General features: G+C 61.5%; 19 protein-coding genes. 1 reads left to right on the forward strand and 18 read right to left on the reverse strand.

What is annotated here, in order from left to right; all coding sequences use genetic code 11:
• Window positions 1–72 precede the first annotated feature (72 nt).
• From KVG88_RS05605 to KVG88_RS05615, 3 genes are all read right to left on the reverse strand, one after another.
• The gene (locus tag KVG88_RS05605) at window positions 73–1,185 is read right to left on the reverse strand and encodes a succinylglutamate desuccinylase/aspartoacylase family protein (protein WP_217870624.1); all 1,113 of its coding nucleotides are present in this window, start codon (window positions 1,183–1,185) and stop codon (window positions 73–75) included.
• Between the two features lie 107 nt (window positions 1,186–1,292).
• A complete protein-coding gene (locus tag KVG88_RS05610) occupies window positions 1,293–2,072 on the reverse strand; it encodes an ABC transporter substrate-binding protein (protein ID WP_217870625.1) in 780 nt (259 codons plus the stop codon).
• Between the two features lie 192 nt (window positions 2,073–2,264).
• A complete protein-coding gene (locus KVG88_RS05615) occupies window positions 2,265–2,699 on the reverse strand; it encodes a rhodanese-like domain-containing protein (protein ID WP_150703568.1) in 435 nt (144 codons plus the stop codon).
• Window positions 2,700–2,800: 101 nt separating this feature from the next.
• Between KVG88_RS05615 and ftrA the strand changes: the two genes are divergently transcribed.
• Window positions 2,801–3,775 carry a transcriptional regulator FtrA gene (ftrA, locus tag KVG88_RS05620; RefSeq protein ID WP_150703569.1) on the forward strand — a complete coding sequence of 325 codons (975 nt, stop codon included), beginning with the start codon at window positions 2,801–2,803 and terminating at the stop codon, window positions 3,773–3,775.
• 68 nt (window positions 3,776–3,843) lie between these two features.
• Here the strand turns inward: ftrA and KVG88_RS05625 are convergent, their stop codons facing one another.
• From KVG88_RS05625 to KVG88_RS05695, 15 genes are all read right to left on the reverse strand, one after another.
• Complete coding sequence (locus tag KVG88_RS05625; RefSeq protein WP_150703570.1) at window positions 3,844–4,716, reverse strand: CsgG/HfaB family protein; 873 nt, start codon at window positions 4,714–4,716, stop codon at window positions 3,844–3,846.
• A 31-nt stretch (window positions 4,717–4,747) separates the two neighbouring features.
• Window positions 4,748–5,167 carry a curli assembly protein CsgF gene (locus tag KVG88_RS05630; RefSeq protein ID WP_150703571.1) on the reverse strand — a complete coding sequence of 140 codons (420 nt, stop codon included), beginning with the start codon at window positions 5,165–5,167 and terminating at the stop codon, window positions 4,748–4,750.
• Window positions 5,164–5,553 carry a curli production assembly/transport protein CsgE gene (csgE, locus tag KVG88_RS05635; protein WP_150703572.1) on the reverse strand — a complete coding sequence of 130 codons (390 nt, stop codon included), beginning with the start codon at window positions 5,551–5,553 and terminating at the stop codon, window positions 5,164–5,166. The genes KVG88_RS05630 and csgE overlap by 4 nt, the downstream gene beginning before the upstream one ends.
• On the reverse strand, window positions 5,550–6,089 hold the full coding sequence (locus KVG88_RS05640) for a type II secretion system protein (protein ID WP_150703573.1): 540 nt from the start codon (window positions 6,087–6,089) through the stop codon (window positions 5,550–5,552). The genes csgE and KVG88_RS05640 overlap by 4 nt, the downstream gene beginning before the upstream one ends.
• Window positions 6,064–6,438, reverse strand: a complete 375-nt coding sequence (locus KVG88_RS05645) for a type II secretion system protein (protein WP_150703574.1) — start codon at window positions 6,436–6,438, stop codon at window positions 6,064–6,066. Before KVG88_RS05645 ends, KVG88_RS05640 begins: the two co-directional genes overlap by 26 nt.
• A 4-nt stretch (window positions 6,439–6,442) precedes the next feature.
• Window positions 6,443–6,916 (reverse strand): type II secretion system protein, encoded by a 474-nt coding sequence (locus KVG88_RS05650; RefSeq protein ID WP_150703575.1) that lies wholly within the window; start codon window positions 6,914–6,916, stop codon window positions 6,443–6,445.
• A gap of 2 nt (window positions 6,917–6,918) precedes the next feature.
• Complete coding sequence (locus tag KVG88_RS05655) at window positions 6,919–8,751, reverse strand: type II secretion system protein GspD (RefSeq protein ID WP_150703576.1); 1,833 nt, start codon at window positions 8,749–8,751, stop codon at window positions 6,919–6,921.
• Window positions 8,748–9,257, reverse strand: a complete 510-nt coding sequence (locus KVG88_RS05660) for a hypothetical protein (RefSeq protein ID WP_217870626.1) — start codon at window positions 9,255–9,257, stop codon at window positions 8,748–8,750. Before KVG88_RS05660 ends, KVG88_RS05655 begins: the two co-directional genes overlap by 4 nt.
• Complete coding sequence (locus KVG88_RS05665) at window positions 9,257–9,805, reverse strand: GspMb/PilO family protein (protein ID WP_150703578.1); 549 nt, start codon at window positions 9,803–9,805, stop codon at window positions 9,257–9,259. Before KVG88_RS05665 ends, KVG88_RS05660 begins: the two co-directional genes overlap by 1 nt.
• Window positions 9,792–10,337, reverse strand: a complete 546-nt coding sequence (locus KVG88_RS05670; protein ID WP_217870627.1) for a PilN domain-containing protein — start codon at window positions 10,335–10,337, stop codon at window positions 9,792–9,794. The genes KVG88_RS05665 and KVG88_RS05670 overlap by 14 nt, the downstream gene beginning before the upstream one ends.
• 1 nt (window position 10,338) lies before the next feature.
• A complete protein-coding gene (locus KVG88_RS05675) occupies window positions 10,339–11,142 on the reverse strand; it encodes a hypothetical protein (RefSeq protein WP_217870628.1) in 804 nt (267 codons plus the stop codon).
• Complete coding sequence (locus KVG88_RS05680; protein WP_217870629.1) at window positions 11,123–12,829, reverse strand: GspE/PulE family protein; 1,707 nt, start codon at window positions 12,827–12,829, stop codon at window positions 11,123–11,125. The genes KVG88_RS05675 and KVG88_RS05680 overlap by 20 nt, the downstream gene beginning before the upstream one ends.
• Before the next feature lie 84 nt (window positions 12,830–12,913).
• Window positions 12,914–13,447: a response regulator gene (locus KVG88_RS05685; RefSeq protein WP_150703582.1), complete on the reverse strand. Its 534-nt coding sequence runs from the start codon at window positions 13,445–13,447 to the stop codon at window positions 12,914–12,916.
• A gap of 221 nt (window positions 13,448–13,668) precedes the next feature.
• Window positions 13,669–14,622: a peptidylprolyl isomerase gene (locus tag KVG88_RS05690; protein ID WP_217870630.1), complete on the reverse strand. Its 954-nt coding sequence runs from the start codon at window positions 14,620–14,622 to the stop codon at window positions 13,669–13,671.
• Window positions 14,623–14,635: 13 nt separating this feature from the next.
• Window positions 14,636–16,186, reverse strand: a complete 1,551-nt coding sequence (locus tag KVG88_RS05695; RefSeq protein ID WP_217870631.1) for a cytochrome c/ABC transporter substrate-binding protein — start codon at window positions 16,184–16,186, stop codon at window positions 14,636–14,638.
• Between the last annotated feature and the right edge of the window lie 3 nt (window positions 16,187–16,189).

A 16,189-nucleotide genomic window follows, 5' to 3' on the forward strand; every position in this document is an offset into this window, starting at 1 on the left:
GGGACTGCATTGCAAATGTGGGAGCCAGCCTGCTGGCGATGGGGCCTTTTGCGATGCCAACGAACATCCAGCTCAATCGTTGATCAATTTACCCACCCGAATCGGCTCGCGTCCCGCCACTTTCGCCTGCCAGGTCCCAGGCTGCGTGTATCGCCCACGATCAATCGCGAACAGCACGCCGCTGGTGCCCGCGCACACCGTCGTGACCTTGTCGCTCAACGGGTCAACCACCTCAAACAGGGCATCGCCCTTCTCCACCCACTCACCCGCCTCACGCAGGAAACTCACCACGCCGTGATGCGGTGCGAACAGGTATTGAGTGCCTTCGAACGGCATGCCCTCGCAGCATTCATCCGGCGCCTTCGGCCACTGCCCCAGGATAAACCCCTGTTCGGCGAGAAAGCCCAGGATCGCCTCGCAATTGGCTTGTGCCTGATCAACCCGGGTGTCGCCCATGCTGCCGAGCTCCAGGGTGGTAGCCAGGTTGGCCGGCGGAATCGCTGCCTCGGGGAATGCTCTGGCCAGGCGCAACCACGGCGAAGAGCAGGACTCGTCGAATGAACTGCCGCCGGAATCCTCGCACAGCAACGCCACGCCCGCCCGCAAACGCGCGGCCAGGGATCGCCACTGCGGCCAATGCTGCGGCAGCGCATAAATGTGAATCGCCGCCTCGAAATCGCAATGCAGGTCGAGGGTGATGTCAGCGTCGCAGGCATGGCGCAGCAACAGACGATGCATGGCTTCGAGCTGTGAGGCCGGAGCCGGCAAATCATCGAGCACCTGGCCCATGGTCTGGCGGATCAGCGCGATGTTCGCTTCGGCATCGCTGCCCAGACGATCACCGATCAACTGCGCCACGGGCGTGCTGAGTTCAACGAACGAGCGGTTGAAGTTCTTGCCGCTGCCCAGTTCAAAGCGGCCCATGTGACTGCCTTGCAGGTGCTGATCGAGCCCGATGGGGTTGGCCACCGGCACCAGTTCGATCACGCCTTGCAGTTGCCCCTGGCTTTCGAGTTCGGCCAGGCGCTTTTTCAGCTCCCAGGCGGTGCGCATGCCCGGCAATTCGTCGGCGTGCAGGCTGGCCTGGATATAAACCTTGCGAGTACCCGCGCCATAACGAAACACGCTGAGAGTGCGCTCGCTACCGAGGTGGCTCCAGGGCAGTGGATGGTCGATGCGTTGCATGGCAAAACTCCAGAGTTTGCGTAGGAGCTGTCGAGTGCAACGAGGCTGCGATCTTCTAACAGGTTTAAAAGATCGCAGCCTGCGGCAGCTCCTACACCTACGGCGTATTAATGGCCGTAAACGTCAAAGTCGAAGTACTTGTCCTGCACTTGCTTGTACTTGCCGTTGGCGCGGATTTCAGTGATGGCGGTGTTGAACTTGTCCGCCAGCTCTTTATCGCCTTTGCGCACAGCGATACCGGCGCCGCCGCCGAAGTACTTGGCGTCTTCATAGGTCGGACCTACGAAGGCGAAACCTTTACCGGCGTCGGTCTTCAGGAAACCGTCGTCCAGGTTGACCGAGTCAGCCAGCAATGCGTCAACACGGCCCGAGACCATGTCCAGGTTGGCTTCCTGCTGGGAGCCGTAGCGCACCAGTTCAATACCGGCCGGCACCAGCACTTCAGTGGCGAAGCGGTCGTGGGTACTGGCGCGCAGCACACCGACTTTCTTGCCTTTGAGTTCGGTCAGCGGGTCTTTGATGTCAGTGCCGGCCTTCATCACGAAGCGCGCCGGGGTGTGGTAGTACTTGATGGTGAAATCGACGTTCTTCTTGCGGTCGTCAGTGATGGTCATGGACGACAGGATTGCGTCGATTTTCTTGACCTTCAGCGCCGGGATCAGGCCGTCGAACTCTTGCTCGACCCAGATACACTTCACTTTCATCTGCTCGCACAGCGCGTCGCCGATGTCGACGTCGAAGCCGGTGAGCTTGCCGTCAGCGGTTTTCATCGAGAATGGCGGGTAACCGGCTTCGATACCGATGCGGATCGGTTTGGCGTCTTCGGCCACGGCGGTCAGGGACAACATCGACAGTGCCAGGGCACCGAACATCACTAGCTTCTTCATTTATAACTCCTGTGTGCGGAGGCTTTTATTGGCAGCTTCGATTGGCAGCATTCGGTCGCAGCTTGTGGCTGACGAGGACCGAAGTGGCCGGCAGTCTATGGTGGCTTCAGCCACGTCAATTATTCCGAAGCGACAAATAAATACAGAAAAAGGCCAGGATGTTGCGGTGCCGCTGGATGACTATTTAAGAGATCAGCACTCGCAACCGATTACGTTGCTCACCGGGCGCGACGTTGCCACATTGAGCGCGAACCCTTCATCCAGCCAGCCGGTGACGCCGCCAATCATTTCCTTGACCGGGTAGCCCAGCGCCGCCAGTTTCACCGCGGCCTTGTTCGCGCCGTTGCAGTGCGGCCCCGCACAATAGACCACGAACAAACTGTTTTTCGGGTAAGCCGCCAAGCCCTCAGCGTTGAGCAGTCGCCCCGGAATGTTGATCGCACCCGGTACGTGCCCGCGCTCGAACGCCAGCGGACCGCGCACATCCACCAAAATAAAATCCACTTCGCCAGCGGCTTGGCTGCCATGAACGTCGGAACAATCGGTTTCGAATGTCAGGCGATTGCTGAAGTGCATCAGGGCAATGGCTGAAGGGGCGGCAGGAATTTCGCGAACCAGGCTGGTCATGGGTGGTGCTCCAGAGTGTCATTGGGTGTGAACAGACTTTATCCGCCCGCGACTTACGGCTAAAGTGGCGCACAAGACACTCACCGGGAACTTTCCGCCAAATGCAGCCTACCCCTGGATTGGTCGCGATTCTGGCCTATGACGGCCTGTGCACATTCGAATTCGGCATCGCCGTGGAGATTTTCGGCCTCGCGCGCCCGGAGTTCGAATTCCCTTGGTACAGCCATCGGATCGCCGCTGTCGATCCAGGACCGATGCGCGCCATGGGCGGCATTCAAGTGCTGGCCGATGGCGGCCTGGAACTGCTGGAGCAGGCGCGGACCATCATCATTCCCGGTTGGCGTGACCGCAGCGCTGCAGTGCCCGAAGCTCTACTCGCCGCCCTGCGTCAGGCTCACGCCCGGGGCGCGCGCTTGCTGTCGATTTGCTCGGGTGTGTTTGTGCTGGCCGCCACCGGTTTGCTCGACGGTCGCAGCGCTACCACGCACTGGCGCTACACCCGCGAATTGGCGGAACGCTTTCCAAATATTCTGGTGGACCCGGATGTGCTGTATGTCGACTCAGGCCAGTTGATCACCTCCGCCGGCAGTGCGGCCGGCATCGACGCTTGCCTGCATCTGGTGGCGCGGGACTTCGGCACCCAAGTGGCCAACTCGGTCGCTCGACGGCTGGTGATGTCGCCGCAACGCACCGGTGGTCAGGCGCAGTTCATTCCGACGCCGGTCAGCCCTACCCCACGCAGCGATCTGTCCCGCGTCATGCAGTGGGCGCGCGAGCGTTTGCATGAACCGCTGGAGGTGCGCGACCTGGCCAGCGAAGCCGCCATGAGCGAACGCACATTTCTGCGGCGCTTCACTGAGGCCAGCGGCCAGTCTCCCAAGACGTGGCTGCAACACGAACGCCTGGGCCGGGCCCGCGAGTTGCTGGAGAGTACCGATCAAAACACCGAGCAGGTTGCCCTGCGCTGTGGTTATCGCTCGGTGGAAAGCTTTCGGGTGGCGTTCCGCAGTGTGGTCGGAGTGCCACCGTCGGTGTATCGGGAGCGGTTTGGCCGGGAGACAAGGGCCATTTCCTGAGGCGGCCTTCGGGCCGCCATCGCGAGCACGCTTGCTCCTACAGGGGAGCAGCTTGTCCGGGCCTCGGTTTACTGGTCAGAACCTTCGCCTTCAGGGGTCACTTTGTTCTGGCTCAGGTAGCGTTCCAGCGTCTCGTTCTGCGGCGGCTGGGAGTTGTCCCCGGCGATCTGCCATAAGCGCCGCTCGATCCCCTGCGCCAGCAGATGCCCCACCGCCGATTCGATCGCCGACAGTACACACAATTGCGCGGGCTCGTTGGTGGTGTAGCCGACCTCGGCCTCGAGCAGTTTCTTGAACTCGATGAACTTGAACACCCCTGCACTGCGGCCCACGGAGTAGATGGTTTTGCTGGTCATCACGTTGGCGAGTATCTGGCCGCTACGCACGTCCACCGCCCGCAGGTTCACGGTGACCTGGTCCACCCGATATTCGCGGGAGATGTCGATACCCAGGTAGCGTGCCCCTTCCCCGCCGCTCTTGACGTTGGTGTCGTAGGCGATGATCCCGCCTTCGAGCATCATGTTCGCCGCTTGCAGCGGTGGCAGTTCAGCCTGGATGTTCACCGGCGTGTTCGGTTTCTTTTGCGACGCGCGGATGATCTTGCGTTCGGTCAGCAGGTTTTGCAGCCCTTCACGCTCCAGCACCACGAACCATCCGCTGGCCTGCATGGCGTCCATCAGCATGCTCGCCGCACCTTGGGTGACGCTGGTGGAAAACGAGCTGGCGGGGGTCGGTTTGTACTGTCCGGTCTGGTCACGGAAACCGTACACCACCGCCATCAACCGGCCTTTGGGCCGTGGCATGTTGATCAAGTCGTAGTAGGTCGACGCCCGGGGTGTCAGGGTCGGGGTTTCGGTGTCCTGCTCGGCACCGATCGGCTCACGCAGGCTGCAGCCTTGAAGCGCTGCCAACAGCATCCCTAGCAAAATTATCTTTTTCATGTCCGTTGCTCCCCATCCGCCCAATTCCCCGTCAAGGGGCCAGGCCATTAACCTTGATTTCCGAAATTTCACCGGTCGCTCGGTCAGTCACTTCAATCGTCAGTTGCCCCGAATCGTCGAGGACGTTGACGATAAAAGCGTCTGTGGACAGGCTCCCGGTGTTGCCGGTGGAGATGTTGTCCAGCAGTTGCCCCAGCAATCGCGATTGCAACTGGCTGCTGAAGCGTTCCAGGGCCGAGGTGCCGGTCAGGGCGGCGCGGTCCTTCAGGTCCGGGTCGTCATAATCGTTTTGCGCCTGGGCGTTGTTGAGCAGCCAGGTGCCGTTCAACGGGTTGCCGCCAAACGATGGATTGATCGGCGTGTACACCAGCTCCGTGGCCTGGACCAGGCCGTAACTGCCGAGGCCGAGCAAGCACAAACCGGTGCGCTGCAAGAACGTTTTCGTTTTCATAGTTCGTCCCTCTCAAGGTCCGTGGTGTCCTGCAACAAGGCTTCCAGCTTGCGCTGGACAATCTGCCCGCGTACCCAGTCGGCGGCGTCATAAGCCTCGTCCTTGAGCTCCACGGTGTTCGGCGGCAGGAAGCGCCGATAAACCAAACGTTGTTGAAATTCCACGGTCACCAGGCTGCCCCAGCGAGCCGAAGGTCGTTCGCGAACCACCAGGTTGAAATCCATCGGGCTGGTGGCGCGCAGGCGTTCACTGAACGAGTAGTAAAAGTCGTGACCGATGTGCGAGATCGTGTCGTCGATGATGAAGCCGAGCATTTCTTCCTCTTCGCCCGCTGAGGCTGCAGAGGTGCTCAACACCAGAATCAATGCCAGGCAATATCTGTTCATGGCTGCAACGCCTGTGGCTGTTGCGACTGACCCTTGGCCGGGCCGGATGCGCCGTCGATAAAGGCTTTCTCGGCCACGAACTGCCAGTCCTTGTAACTGGCCATGCCGTTGAAATCCGACCATTGCGTGGGAAAGTCCGCCTGCTTGAGCGGCTTGTCCGTGGCCGGGCTGCTGATGCCGGTGATGCGTCCGTCGAAGCCGCGCATCAGGAACCATTCGCCGCCGCCAATCGGGTCCGGGTACAGCTGGCGGATGTGGTGTTTGGCGTTGGGAAAACGCTCGTCCTGCAACAAGTCGGCGAGTTCTTTCGGGTACTGGGCCAGGCCTGGCGAACTGCGGTAATAGCTGCGCAGCGCCTGAGCGTACTGGGTGCCGACCCAGAGCAACTGACGTTCACGATCACGCCGCGAAGCGGTGGACCACAACTCGCCGGCACTGGCCAGGCCCATGCCCATCACCATGATCAGAAACAGCACACCCAGGTAGGTGAAGCCGTCTTCTGAAGCAGGCTTACCACTCGGAATAAAGGCTGCCATCACGCGCCCTCCCTGTGGCACCGCTCTTGATATCGGCGACGCCGCCGGCCACGCCATCAGGCGGTGCAACCATGACCCAGGCGTCTTTGCGTTCGGTAATCGGGTCAGTCGGCGGGTTGCGCAGGTAACGCTGCTCGACCAGTTGCTCGATGGAGTCCGGATAGCGCCCGGTGTCGCCGTAGTAGTGATCCAGGGCTTCGCGCATGGCCGACAGGCTCTGGCGCAAGGTGGTCTCTTTCGAGGCCTCCAGACTGTTGAAATAGCGTGGCAAGGCGATGGTCATCAGCGTCGCGATGATTGCCATGACCACCATCAGTTCCAGTAGGGTAAAACCCTTTTCCCGACGCATATGCTCACCACTCCCGGTACGCGATGCCGTTGAGCCCTTTGCCCCGGGCCTTGGAGTACACATCGAAGATGTCCTCGCCTTCACGCGGGTTTTGCGCCGTGCTGTCGTAGGAGCGCACACCCCAGCCGCCTTCATCGTCACGCTTGACCGGCGCCAGCGGGTCGTGGGGCACGCGCCGCAGGAAATAGAACTTGGCCCCTTTGGCGCTGCGCACATCCCGTACGCCTTCGACCAGTACTTGCAGGTTCGGCGGGTAGCCGCTGCTGTTCAGCGATTTCTCGATGTAGCCGGCGTCGAATGCACGCTTGTAGGCATCGATGGCATCGCGGATCTGGTACAGCGCCGTACGCAGTTCCTGCTCTTTACCCCGGCGCACCACGGTCTCGGTCAGCGGCGCGGCCATGCCGGCCAGCAGGCCGATCAGGGCCAGCGTCACTACGACTTCGATCAAGGTAAAACCGCGTTGCGAGGCGTTCATGATCAAGGCTTCCCGACGGTAACGGTGGTAGCGATCGGGGCGCTCATGCCATGGGTCCGTACCTCTTCAACGCCGACCTTCGAACGGTCTGGCGCCTGGATGTGCATGCTGGTTTCAGTGCCGGTAGGGAACTCCATGTCCGACGGGCTCTGGTACGGCAAGTTGCGCACGATCCGCGGGGTGATCGACAGCACCAGCTCGGATTTGCTGACGTCGTCCTTGTTGCTGCCGAACAACCGGCCCAGGCCAGGAATGTCACCCAAGCCAGGAATCTTGTTGCCGGTGCTGCCGTGGTCGTTGCGCATCAGGCCGGCGAGGATCTGGGTTTCACCGTCATGCAGGCGCAGCGTGGTCTGCGCGTTACGGGTATCGACCTGGACCGGAATCGTGCCCTGGCGGGTCGGCTCCAGCGGCGTGGCGTTACTCACTTCCAGCGCCACTTTGATCGCCACTTCGTTGTTCAGGTGCACGGTAGGCTGGACTTCCAGTTTCAAACCGACATCGAGGTAAGTCACGCTTTCGGTGATCACCGGCCCTTGGGTCGAAGGCACCGACGTGGCGCTGATGATCGGTACGCGTTGGCCGATGTGGATGCGCGCCTGCTCACGGTTGCTCACGCGGATCACCGGGCTGGCCAAGGTGTTGATGTCCTTGTCCTGGGCGTTGATCTTGGCTTGTGGCGATGGCGAGATGGTGATGCGGCTGGAGTTGATGCCTTTGAGCTGATCGAGGATGGTCACCGCCGACCCGTCGCTGTTGACCACGCCGAAGGTGTTGGGCCATTGCAGGCCGAGGTCGAGAATCCGCTGGGTGGCGACTTCCATGACCTCCACTTCCAGCACCACTTCGGGGTTGGACTGATCCTGCGATTGCAGGAGTTTCTCGGCCATGCGAATCGCGTCACCGGTGTCGCGCATGGTCAGGGTGTTTAGGCGTTCATCGACGAACACATCGCGGGTCTTGAGCATGGTCTTGATCATGTTCAGCGCGGTGTTGGCGTCGATGCTGGTCAGGTAGAAGGTGCGCATGACCAGTTCCTGGTAATCCTTGAGTTTTTGCGGCGAGTCCGGGTAGATCAGCAAGGTGTTTTCGTTCACCACTTTCTGGTGCAGCTGGTTCTGTTGCAGCAGCAGCTCCACGGCGTCTTCGATGCGAACGTCACGCACGAAGATCGTGGCTTTCATGTCCGGGCGCAGGTCTTTGTCGAAGATGAAATTCAAACCGGCAACCTGAGACAGCACTTCGAAAATGGTTTTCAGGTTGGCGTCGCGAAACTCCAGGGTCACCGGCTTATCGAGGCGGGTGCGCAGTTGCGGATACGCCACCACGTTGCGGCTCTGCACCAGTCGGACGTTGCCTTGCAGTTCCAGAGCGCCTTCGTTGTTGGGGTCCAGTTCGAGGATCTGCCGCACCTGACGCTCGGCACCGTAGATGTCGCCGCGACGCAAGTCGCCACGGGCCAGTTCGAGTTTTTCATCGAGGCTGCGCATGTGTTCGAGCTGACGCATGGCGTCCTGGGCGCGACGGTTGTTCGGCTCGATGGTCAGCACCCGGCCGTACCCCATGCGTGCTGAAGCAAAGTCACGTTGCGTGCGATCCATGTCGGCCTGGGTCAACAGCGCGGTGATGGCGCGGGCGCGGGCACTGTTGAGCGCGATGTGCAGTTCGGTGTCGCGAGGGTTTTCGCGCAATCCTTCCTCGATCCGCGCCAGGCCGGCTTCATACTGACCCTGCTCGATCAGATCAGAAGCCTCTTCCTTGGCAACCTGCGCCGAGCTGCACGCGGCCAGCCCTGCACAGAGGCAAAGGCTCATCAGCAAACGGGATTTGTTCATTGCGCGCTCCCCACAGACAAGGTCTGGGACAAATGCAGAGGCAAATAGACCAGGCTCAGTTCCAGATCGGAAATCCCCTCGATCTTCCATGTTTCGTCGATCACATCCCCCTTGCGCACGACGTAGATCTTTTCGCCGTTCTGCAAAAACACTTGCAGGTCGGTGCGATCATCCATCCGGCCAATGAACTGGAAAGGCATCGGCGGTGCAGTGGGGGCCTGCACGACCGGCGCAACGTTGACGGCTTGTTCGGTGACACTGGCCAGTGTTGGCGCCGCCTTCCAACTACGGGCGGCAAACAGGTCGCCGGCCGGGCTCAGGTCCTTGATCGGTGCTGACGCGGCGGCGGCTTTGGCGGCCGACGAGGTCTTGCCTTTGGCAGGCGTGGCGACGGCAGCCACGTCGACGTCAGCGTCGTCGGCCTGCTTGAAATATTCGGGCAACCAGGTCAGCGCCGCTGCCACACCGAAGAAAGCCACCCAACCCACTACTCGTTTGCTGTTCATCATGACCTCGACAGGTAAAGGGTCATGCGGATCCGGCCGTTGAGGTCGGTGTCGGCGATCTTTTTGCGCTGCAGTTCCAGGTCCTCGACCACCACCGCCGGCAACTGGCGGAGCAAGGCGTGCATGAAGCGCCGCAGTTGCGGGTAGCTGCCCCGCACCGGCAGCAGAATCTGATAGCGCGCCAGGTGTGTCTTCGGATCAATGCCCAGCGAGTATTCGCCACGGGACAGGGTGATGCGTTCCTGGGCGGCCAGCGCGTAGATCTTGTCGATGGCGACGGTGGCCTGTGGCTGGGTCGGCAATTTGCTGCGGAAATCATCAAGCTGACGCTGCGGCACCACCGGTGCAGCGACGCTGCCCTCCTCGACCTTGGCCAGGTATTCGCTGGCTTCGCGGGTCTGCTGACTCAGGTCCTGGAGTGACTGCCAGTCCGGCAGCAAACCGCCCAGACCCCAGGTCAGCGCAACCACCAGCATGACCAGCCCCGCCAGGCCGGGCACGCCCAGGCTTTGCAGGTATTCGTGGACGATCAATCTAGGGATTTGCATCGCCGATCTCCCAGGTAGCCGACAGGTTGAAGCGGACCGGTTGTTCCGGCACGTTGGCGACGATTTCGTGGCTGAGCAGCGACACGTCGGACAACTCGTCGCTGGCTTCCAGACGACGGTGGAAGTCGAGCATCGCGTCCAGGTCGCGTGCCTCAGCGCTGATCCGCACCTGGCCTTTACGGGCGTCCGGGGTCAGGGCCAGCAAGGCAATGTTGTCGCGGGGCATGGATTCGAGCGTGGCGAACAGGCGTTCCCAAGGGCGGCGCAGCTGTTGCGACACCTTGCGCATCTCGGCCAGGTTCTGCGCTTGCTCGCGGGTTTCGGCCGGGGTCAGGCTGACCTTGGTGCCGGTATCGCCGGTGAGCACACGTTGCGCGGTTTGCAGGTGACCTTGCTGTTGCTCGGCCTCCCCGCTCAAATGTTGCTGGATCAGCATGCAGCTCAGCGCCAGCAGCACGCCCCCGGCCAGCAGGCTCCAGCCCAGAGGGCTCGAGCGGCGGCGCGGTTGAAAGTCGAGCATCAGCGGGCGCATGTCAGGCCACCGCCCGGGACATGACGTACAGGCAATCGCGTACGGCAGTCCGGTCCTCTTCAAGGGTGCGCAGGTGCACACCGGGCACTTCAGGGTGCGAGTCGATGCGGGCCGGTGCGTGCAGGTAAACGTTCAGTGGCCGTTCACTGCTGGAAGCCTGCAATTGGCTCTCACGGCCGATCAGTGCGGTGAGTGCCGCATCGCTGTCGCTGCTGCCCACCGAACGCACCGACGTCCAGCGGCCTTCGCGTGCCAGCAGCAGCACACTGCGCACTGGCTCGGCGACGACGAACAGGAAGTCGCCGGCGTCGAAGCTTTTGTCGAAGTGATTGAACGCCGCCATCAGGTACGGCTGCACCGAGCGCAGACGCAGGCCACGACCACTGACCAGCGTGCGCAGACGGTCGAGCAAGTCTTGTGGCAGCGCGGTCGCGATGCGGTCGTAACCGGCCGGCTCAGCCGAGAGCACCAGGCTCCAGGGTTGGTTCATCGCACCGTAGAGGTCTTCGAAGCACAGCTGGGCAAACCCGCGCAGCTCATCGGGGCTGCTGATCTGATCGCTCCAGGGCACCAGGCAAAAACGGCTGAAGTGCCCGGAAACCACCACGGTCAATTCCGCACCGGCGCGGGTGTGTTCACCCAGCAGACGGTCGAGGGTTTCCAGGGCAACAGCCCAGGCGTGGAAACCTTCATCGATGAAGCCGACGCTGCCCAGCCACAGGGTTTCGCTGCCCTTGCGTTGGCCGAGGCCGACACCGCTGGCGCCGAGTACGGCGACATAACGCTCACGAGATAAATGTGACACGATTGATCTCCTCGAGAGTGGTCCGGCCTTGTTGCACCAGTTCCAGGGCAGACTCGCGCAACAGGCGCAAGCCACGTTTGCAGGCATGCGCCTTGATTTTCGAAATGGGTTGGCGCTCGACGATCATTTGCCGCAGTTCGTCGTCCAGGTGCAGCAGTTCGGCGATTGCACTGCGCCCGCGATACCCGGTGCCGCGGCAGTGACCGCAACCTTTGCCGTGGACGAACTGGTAGTGAGCGACCTGCTGCGGATCGAGCCCCGAGATTTCCAGTTCTTCTTCGCTCGGGCTGTACGGTGTGCTGCAACTGCCGCACACCAGGCGGATCAAGCGTTGCGCCAACACTGCGTTGAGTGCCGAGACCAGGCTGTAGGGGTCGATTTCCATCTGGGTGAAACGGCCGATCACGTCGAACACGTTGTTGGCGTGAATGGTGGTGAACACCAGGTGCCCGGTGAGGGCCGATTGCACGGCGATCTGCGCGGTGTCCGGGTCGCGGATTTCACCCACCATGATCTTGTCCGGGTCGTGACGCAGGATCGAGCGCAGGCCCCGGGCGAAGGTCAGGCCTTTCTTTTCGTTGACCGGAATTTGCAGCACGCCCGGCAGCTGGTACTCGACCGGATCTTCGATGGTGATGATCTTGTCCACGCCGTGGTTGATCTCGGTGATCATCGCGTACAGCGTGGTGGTCTTGCCGCTACCGGTAGGGCCGGTCACCAGCACCATGCCGTAGGGTTCGGCGGCGAGGCGGCGCAGTTGGCGCAGGGTTTCTTCTTCGAAGCCCAGGGCCTGCAGCTGCACGCCGCAGACCTTGTCGGCCAGGTCCTGTTTGTCGAGGACCCGCAGTACCGCGTCTTCACCAAAAATGCTCGGCATGATCGACACCCGGAAGTCGATCTGCCGGCCACTGATACCGATTTTGAAGCGACCGTCCTGGGGCACGCGTTTTTCGCCGATGTCCAGTTCGGCCATGACTTTCACCCGGGAAATCACCTGTTCAGCGAACTCGTTGCCCTGGATCTTGCTGATGTTGTTCAGCACGCCGTCGATGCGGTATTTGATCACCAGACCGCTGCCGGTGGTGCCCAGGTGGATATCGCTGGCGTGCATTTTCAGCGCGTCATACAGGGTCGAGTTGACCAGTTTGACGACCACGCTGGAGTCTTCGCTGATGCTGGTCAGGGACAGACTTTGCAGGTTATCGATTTCGGCGCCGGCGTCGCTCTGGGCGTTGAGCGATTCGACCGCGTGGAAGCTCTCTTCGTGACGCGCCAGGTAGGCTTTCAGGTCGTCGGCATGCACCAGGTACAACGCCGCGCCGTGCAGGCAATCGTCGATCCAGGCCAGCCGTGCGGTGTCGAAGGGGTCGGCAAACACACCGATGATCGCGTCTTCGTGACGCAGCAGGGTGAATTCGCGCTTGAGGCATTGGGCCAGGGTGACCCGATCGAAAACAGGGGTGGATTGAAACAGGCTGTCGGTGTCGAGCACCGGGTAGTGCAAGGTGGCGCCGAGGCAGTGGATGAAGGGCATCGGGGCCAGTTCAGACAGTTCCCCCAGAGCATCCAGCATGCGTTCGCCGGAAGTGGCGGCCAGTGCCCGCGCCTGGGCCAATTGCTCACTGGTAAACCGGGTCGGTACACAGTCCAGCGGCGCAGCATCGACGACAAGTGATAGACGGTCCATGGCTTGCTCTCCAACGCCCGGGGCTTTGAGCCCTGTCGGCGCGGCGAGCTATTTCGGCGGGGGCCGGAACGTCTTGTCGCGCCACTACTCCCCGGTGAGCAATTGTTCGTCGTCTGGCGCTGTGGAGACCGATGAACCTCGTCGGCGATCCGCAAGCACCCAACTACCGTCGTACAACTGCAGCGGGAAACTTTCGGTCCTGCTCTGGCGTCGTTCGACGAATCCTTCGGAAATGCTCGCACCTGCTCTGGGTTCGCGCTCCCTGCCTAGAAGGTCCAGCACTGCCCGGGCCAATTCCGCCAATGGAAACGGTTTGAACAGGATGTGGCTGACTCCCAGTTGGTGCGCCCGTTCGCAAACTTCTGCGGTGGGGTGCCCGGTGATCAGCACAAAATGACAGTTCCTGTTCTGGCGGACGGCATCGAGCACCTCAAAGCCTTCCATATCGGGCAAGCGGTAATCGAACACCATCACATCGGGTGCGAAATCGTTAGCTTCAGCGATTCCCTGTGCACCGTCGTGAGCAATCCGGACGTCCAACTCTTGCGCCTGCAGGTAACCCTGGAGGTTTTCTGCAAGAAGTTGTTCGTCGTCAACAACCAGTACTTTGTTTAACAAGGTGGACTCCTTGAAACCGCAGGTCCGAATACCGAGCCTGGTGGAGTGTGCGCCTTGATAGGTCTAACGCACACTTCATGCCAGGCTGAGCGCCGGTAATTTTATGTATTCATGTCCTTGAATTTAAACGCAATGCCCTTTCGCCCACATGCCCCACCCCCCAAAAGCGGGGAAAAGCGAACGGATGTGCATTGATGCTTTTCCCCACTGTTGGGGAATGCTCAATCGTCGTCAACCCGTTCGATTCGATTGCTGGAACGCAGCTGTGCCAGCGCCTGTAGACGAGCCTGGACCTGTTTCTGTCGGGCAAGGTAAGCCCGAACCATGTCAAGTCCTTGCTCTTGTGTGACATCGGCGGCCTCCATTCGGTTCTGTACGTAAATCAAATGCCATCCCACCGCTGTACGCACCGGCTCACTGACCGATCCTGGCGCCAGGGCAAATGCTGCGGCCTCGAACTCAGGCAGCATGCGCCCGCGCGGGAAATAGCCCAGATCACCGCCGTCACTGGCCGAAGCGTCTTCGGAGCCGGTCTGGGCCACACTGGCAAAATCTTCGCCTGCAGCGATACGTTTACCCATTGCCTCCAAGCGTAGTCTCGCGGATGAAACAGTGGAAGCATCCGCACCCTGAGGCACTTTGATCAGGATATGCCTGGCCTGGACTTGCTCGGGCCGGTTCATTTCGGCGCGATGCGCCTGGAAAAACGCCTGCACTTCTTTTTCGTCCGGCTCGCTGATTCTGGTCAGCTCGGCAAACATCTGCTGGGCCGCCAGGTCGCGGCGGGTGTATTCGATGTAGGCCGCTTCATCGAAACCGGCATCCTCCAGGCGCCGGGCAAACACGTCGGCACCGCCGAAGGCCTGACGCGTTTGGTCGACCTGGCTTTGCACCGTGGCATCGCTGATAACCACGCCGCGCTTGACCGCCTCCTGCCAAAGCAATTCTTTGTCGATCAAGGCGTCCAGCGCGGCCTTGCGTAATTGCTTGTACGCCTTCGGATTGCGGATGCTGCCGACCGCGCGGCCCTGATCTTCCAGGTACTCGACGAAATAGCGCTCCAGGCGTAGCTGGGAAATTTCCTCGCCATTGACCCGTGCCACGGCCGGGCCATTGCTGCAAAACGCAGCCGGAACCCACAACATCAACAGAACCAGCACAGTCTTGAGTCTCATGGTGGGCCTCCGGTCAGGGCATGGCGGCAATGGGTTTGTACGGGGCAACCAGATAAAAACGCTGATCGGGCAGATCCACGGTGACAATGTGCGCGCCGCTCAGGCCGAGCCGGCGCCCCGGTCCGAAGCTGATCAGTGGGGTCAGGCCGGTGTCGAAGTCATGCAGGCCCTCCAGAGCGGTGATCAATTTCTCGCGACTGGCATCCCGCCCCGCCTGCTTCATGCCTTCGCTGAGCAGCATCAGCGAACTGAGTGCGCCGACCTGCAGAACCGCGTGCTCGCCACCGAGCTTCTGACGCTCGCGCAACTGGGTCAGCGCCAAGCGTCCAGCAATCGTCCAATCGCTGGGCACGAACGGATAGGCGAGAAACACCCGTCGGGAAAATCCGCTGGGCACCTGCAACAGATCACCCGCTACCTGATTCGACGCGGCAAACAGATAAGGCACCTGCCCCGCCATTTGCAGACGCTCGGCCAACCGGCTGAAACCACCGCTGCTGCCCAGGTAAAACACCGAACGCGAGCCCAAGGGCAGCTCGTCCTGCGCCGATTCGTAAGGTTGCAGGCGTACTTTTTGCCAGGCGTTGTCTTGCAGGTATTGCGCGAGTTTTTCCGCTGCCAGGCGCTGGCCGGGTTCGTCCGGGTAGGCGATCAGCGTCGGCCCTTGCAGCACGCGCAAACTGGTGGCGGCGTAATTAGCCAAAGCGATCATCTGTTCACGCAGTCCCGGCAGCGGTTCGAAAATCTGCCGGCTGAGCTGGGCCGTGCCTTGCAGTGACAGCGGTCCTATCAGCGGCACACCGGCATGTTCCAGACGCGGTGCCAACTCGTTATCCAGCGCTGGCGCCAGCGGTGCAATCAGGGCGAAGACCTGTTCCTGATCGATCAATTGGTCCAACGCCTGCTCGGCGCTGGCACGGTCAGGCCCGGGATCGAGAATGGTCAGGCGCAACTGCCGGCCGTGTATCCCGCCCGTTTCGTTGATCCGCGCGACACTGCCCCGCAACACTGCCGCGACCGTCGCGCCTTCCTCGCTCAGGGCCCCGGTGCTCGGCAACAGCGTGCCCAGGTGCAGGCTGTCGGGGTTCAGCCCCGGATCACGTTCATCGGCCAGACGCTTGAGGTACGCTGTGAGGTTGCGCTGATCATTCATCGACAGCACGAACCGCGGCATCGCCGGGTCGAGCCGATTATTGCCAGGATCGCGCCCTTCCTGGATCGCTCTGGCCAAGGTGCCTTCGGTATACGCAGGGTAAGCGCGCCCATTGATGTGCTGCTGGCCATAGGTGCTGGTCAGCCGCGACCAGCTCAGGTCCGGCGGCCGTACCCCGCCTTCGGGTCGCCCCAGGCCATCGCTGCCATGACAATTGGCGCACGGCAGGCTGCTGGCCGGCAGCAACATGCCTGACGCCCCGACCCGGGCCATGATCGGCTCACCGCTCGCCGACACGCCCTCGCGGTACAACCGCTTGCCCGCACTTTCGCTGGGGCTCAGCGGCAATGCATGGGCGGCGCAGCTGATGCCACCGAGAATGAGCAGGCCGAGGATGAGGGCGTTTTTCATGGC

The sequence above is a fragment of the Pseudomonas azerbaijanoccidentalis genome (genome assembly GCF_019145495.1).
Lineage (GTDB): Bacteria > Pseudomonadota > Gammaproteobacteria > Pseudomonadales > Pseudomonadaceae > Aquipseudomonas > Aquipseudomonas azerbaijanoccidentalis.

Bases quoted from the DNA above. Each gene is read 5' to 3' on its own strand.
- KVG88_RS05605 (WP_217870624.1), bottom strand. From the start codon at position 1,185: ATGCAACGCATCGACCATCCACTGCCCTGGAGCCACCTCGGTAGCGAG.
- KVG88_RS05610 (WP_217870625.1), bottom strand. From the start codon at position 2,072: ATGAAGAAGCTAGTGATGTTCGGTGCCCTGGCACTGTCGATGTTGTCC.
- KVG88_RS05615 (WP_150703568.1), bottom strand. From the start codon at position 2,699: ATGACCAGCCTGGTTCGCGAAATTCCTGCCGCCCCTTCAGCCATTGCC.
- ftrA (WP_150703569.1), top strand. From the start codon at position 2,801: ATGCAGCCTACCCCTGGATTGGTCGCGATTCTGGCCTATGACGGCCTG.
- KVG88_RS05625 (WP_150703570.1), bottom strand. From the start codon at position 4,716: ATGAAAAAGATAATTTTGCTAGGGATGCTGTTGGCAGCGCTTCAAGGC.
- KVG88_RS05630 (WP_150703571.1), bottom strand. From the start codon at position 5,167: ATGAAAACGAAAACGTTCTTGCAGCGCACCGGTTTGTGCTTGCTCGGC.
- csgE (WP_150703572.1), bottom strand. From the start codon at position 5,553: ATGAACAGATATTGCCTGGCATTGATTCTGGTGTTGAGCACCTCTGCA.
- KVG88_RS05640 (WP_150703573.1), bottom strand. From the start codon at position 6,089: ATGGCAGCCTTTATTCCGAGTGGTAAGCCTGCTTCAGAAGACGGCTTC.
- KVG88_RS05645 (WP_150703574.1), bottom strand. From the start codon at position 6,438: ATGCGTCGGGAAAAGGGTTTTACCCTACTGGAACTGATGGTGGTCATG.
- KVG88_RS05650 (WP_150703575.1), bottom strand. From the start codon at position 6,916: ATGAACGCCTCGCAACGCGGTTTTACCTTGATCGAAGTCGTAGTGACG.
- KVG88_RS05655 (WP_150703576.1), bottom strand. From the start codon at position 8,751: ATGAACAAATCCCGTTTGCTGATGAGCCTTTGCCTCTGTGCAGGGCTG.
- KVG88_RS05660 (WP_217870626.1), bottom strand. From the start codon at position 9,257: ATGAACAGCAAACGAGTAGTGGGTTGGGTGGCTTTCTTCGGTGTGGCA.
- KVG88_RS05665 (WP_150703578.1), bottom strand. From the start codon at position 9,805: ATGCAAATCCCTAGATTGATCGTCCACGAATACCTGCAAAGCCTGGGC.
- KVG88_RS05670 (WP_217870627.1), bottom strand. From the start codon at position 10,337: ATGCGCCCGCTGATGCTCGACTTTCAACCGCGCCGCCGCTCGAGCCCT.
- KVG88_RS05680 (WP_217870629.1), bottom strand. From the start codon at position 12,829: ATGGACCGTCTATCACTTGTCGTCGATGCTGCGCCGCTGGACTGTGTA.
- KVG88_RS05690 (WP_217870630.1), bottom strand. From the start codon at position 14,622: ATGAGACTCAAGACTGTGCTGGTTCTGTTGATGTTGTGGGTTCCGGCT.
- KVG88_RS05695 (WP_217870631.1), bottom strand. From the start codon at position 16,186: ATGAAAAACGCCCTCATCCTCGGCCTGCTCATTCTCGGTGGCATCAGC.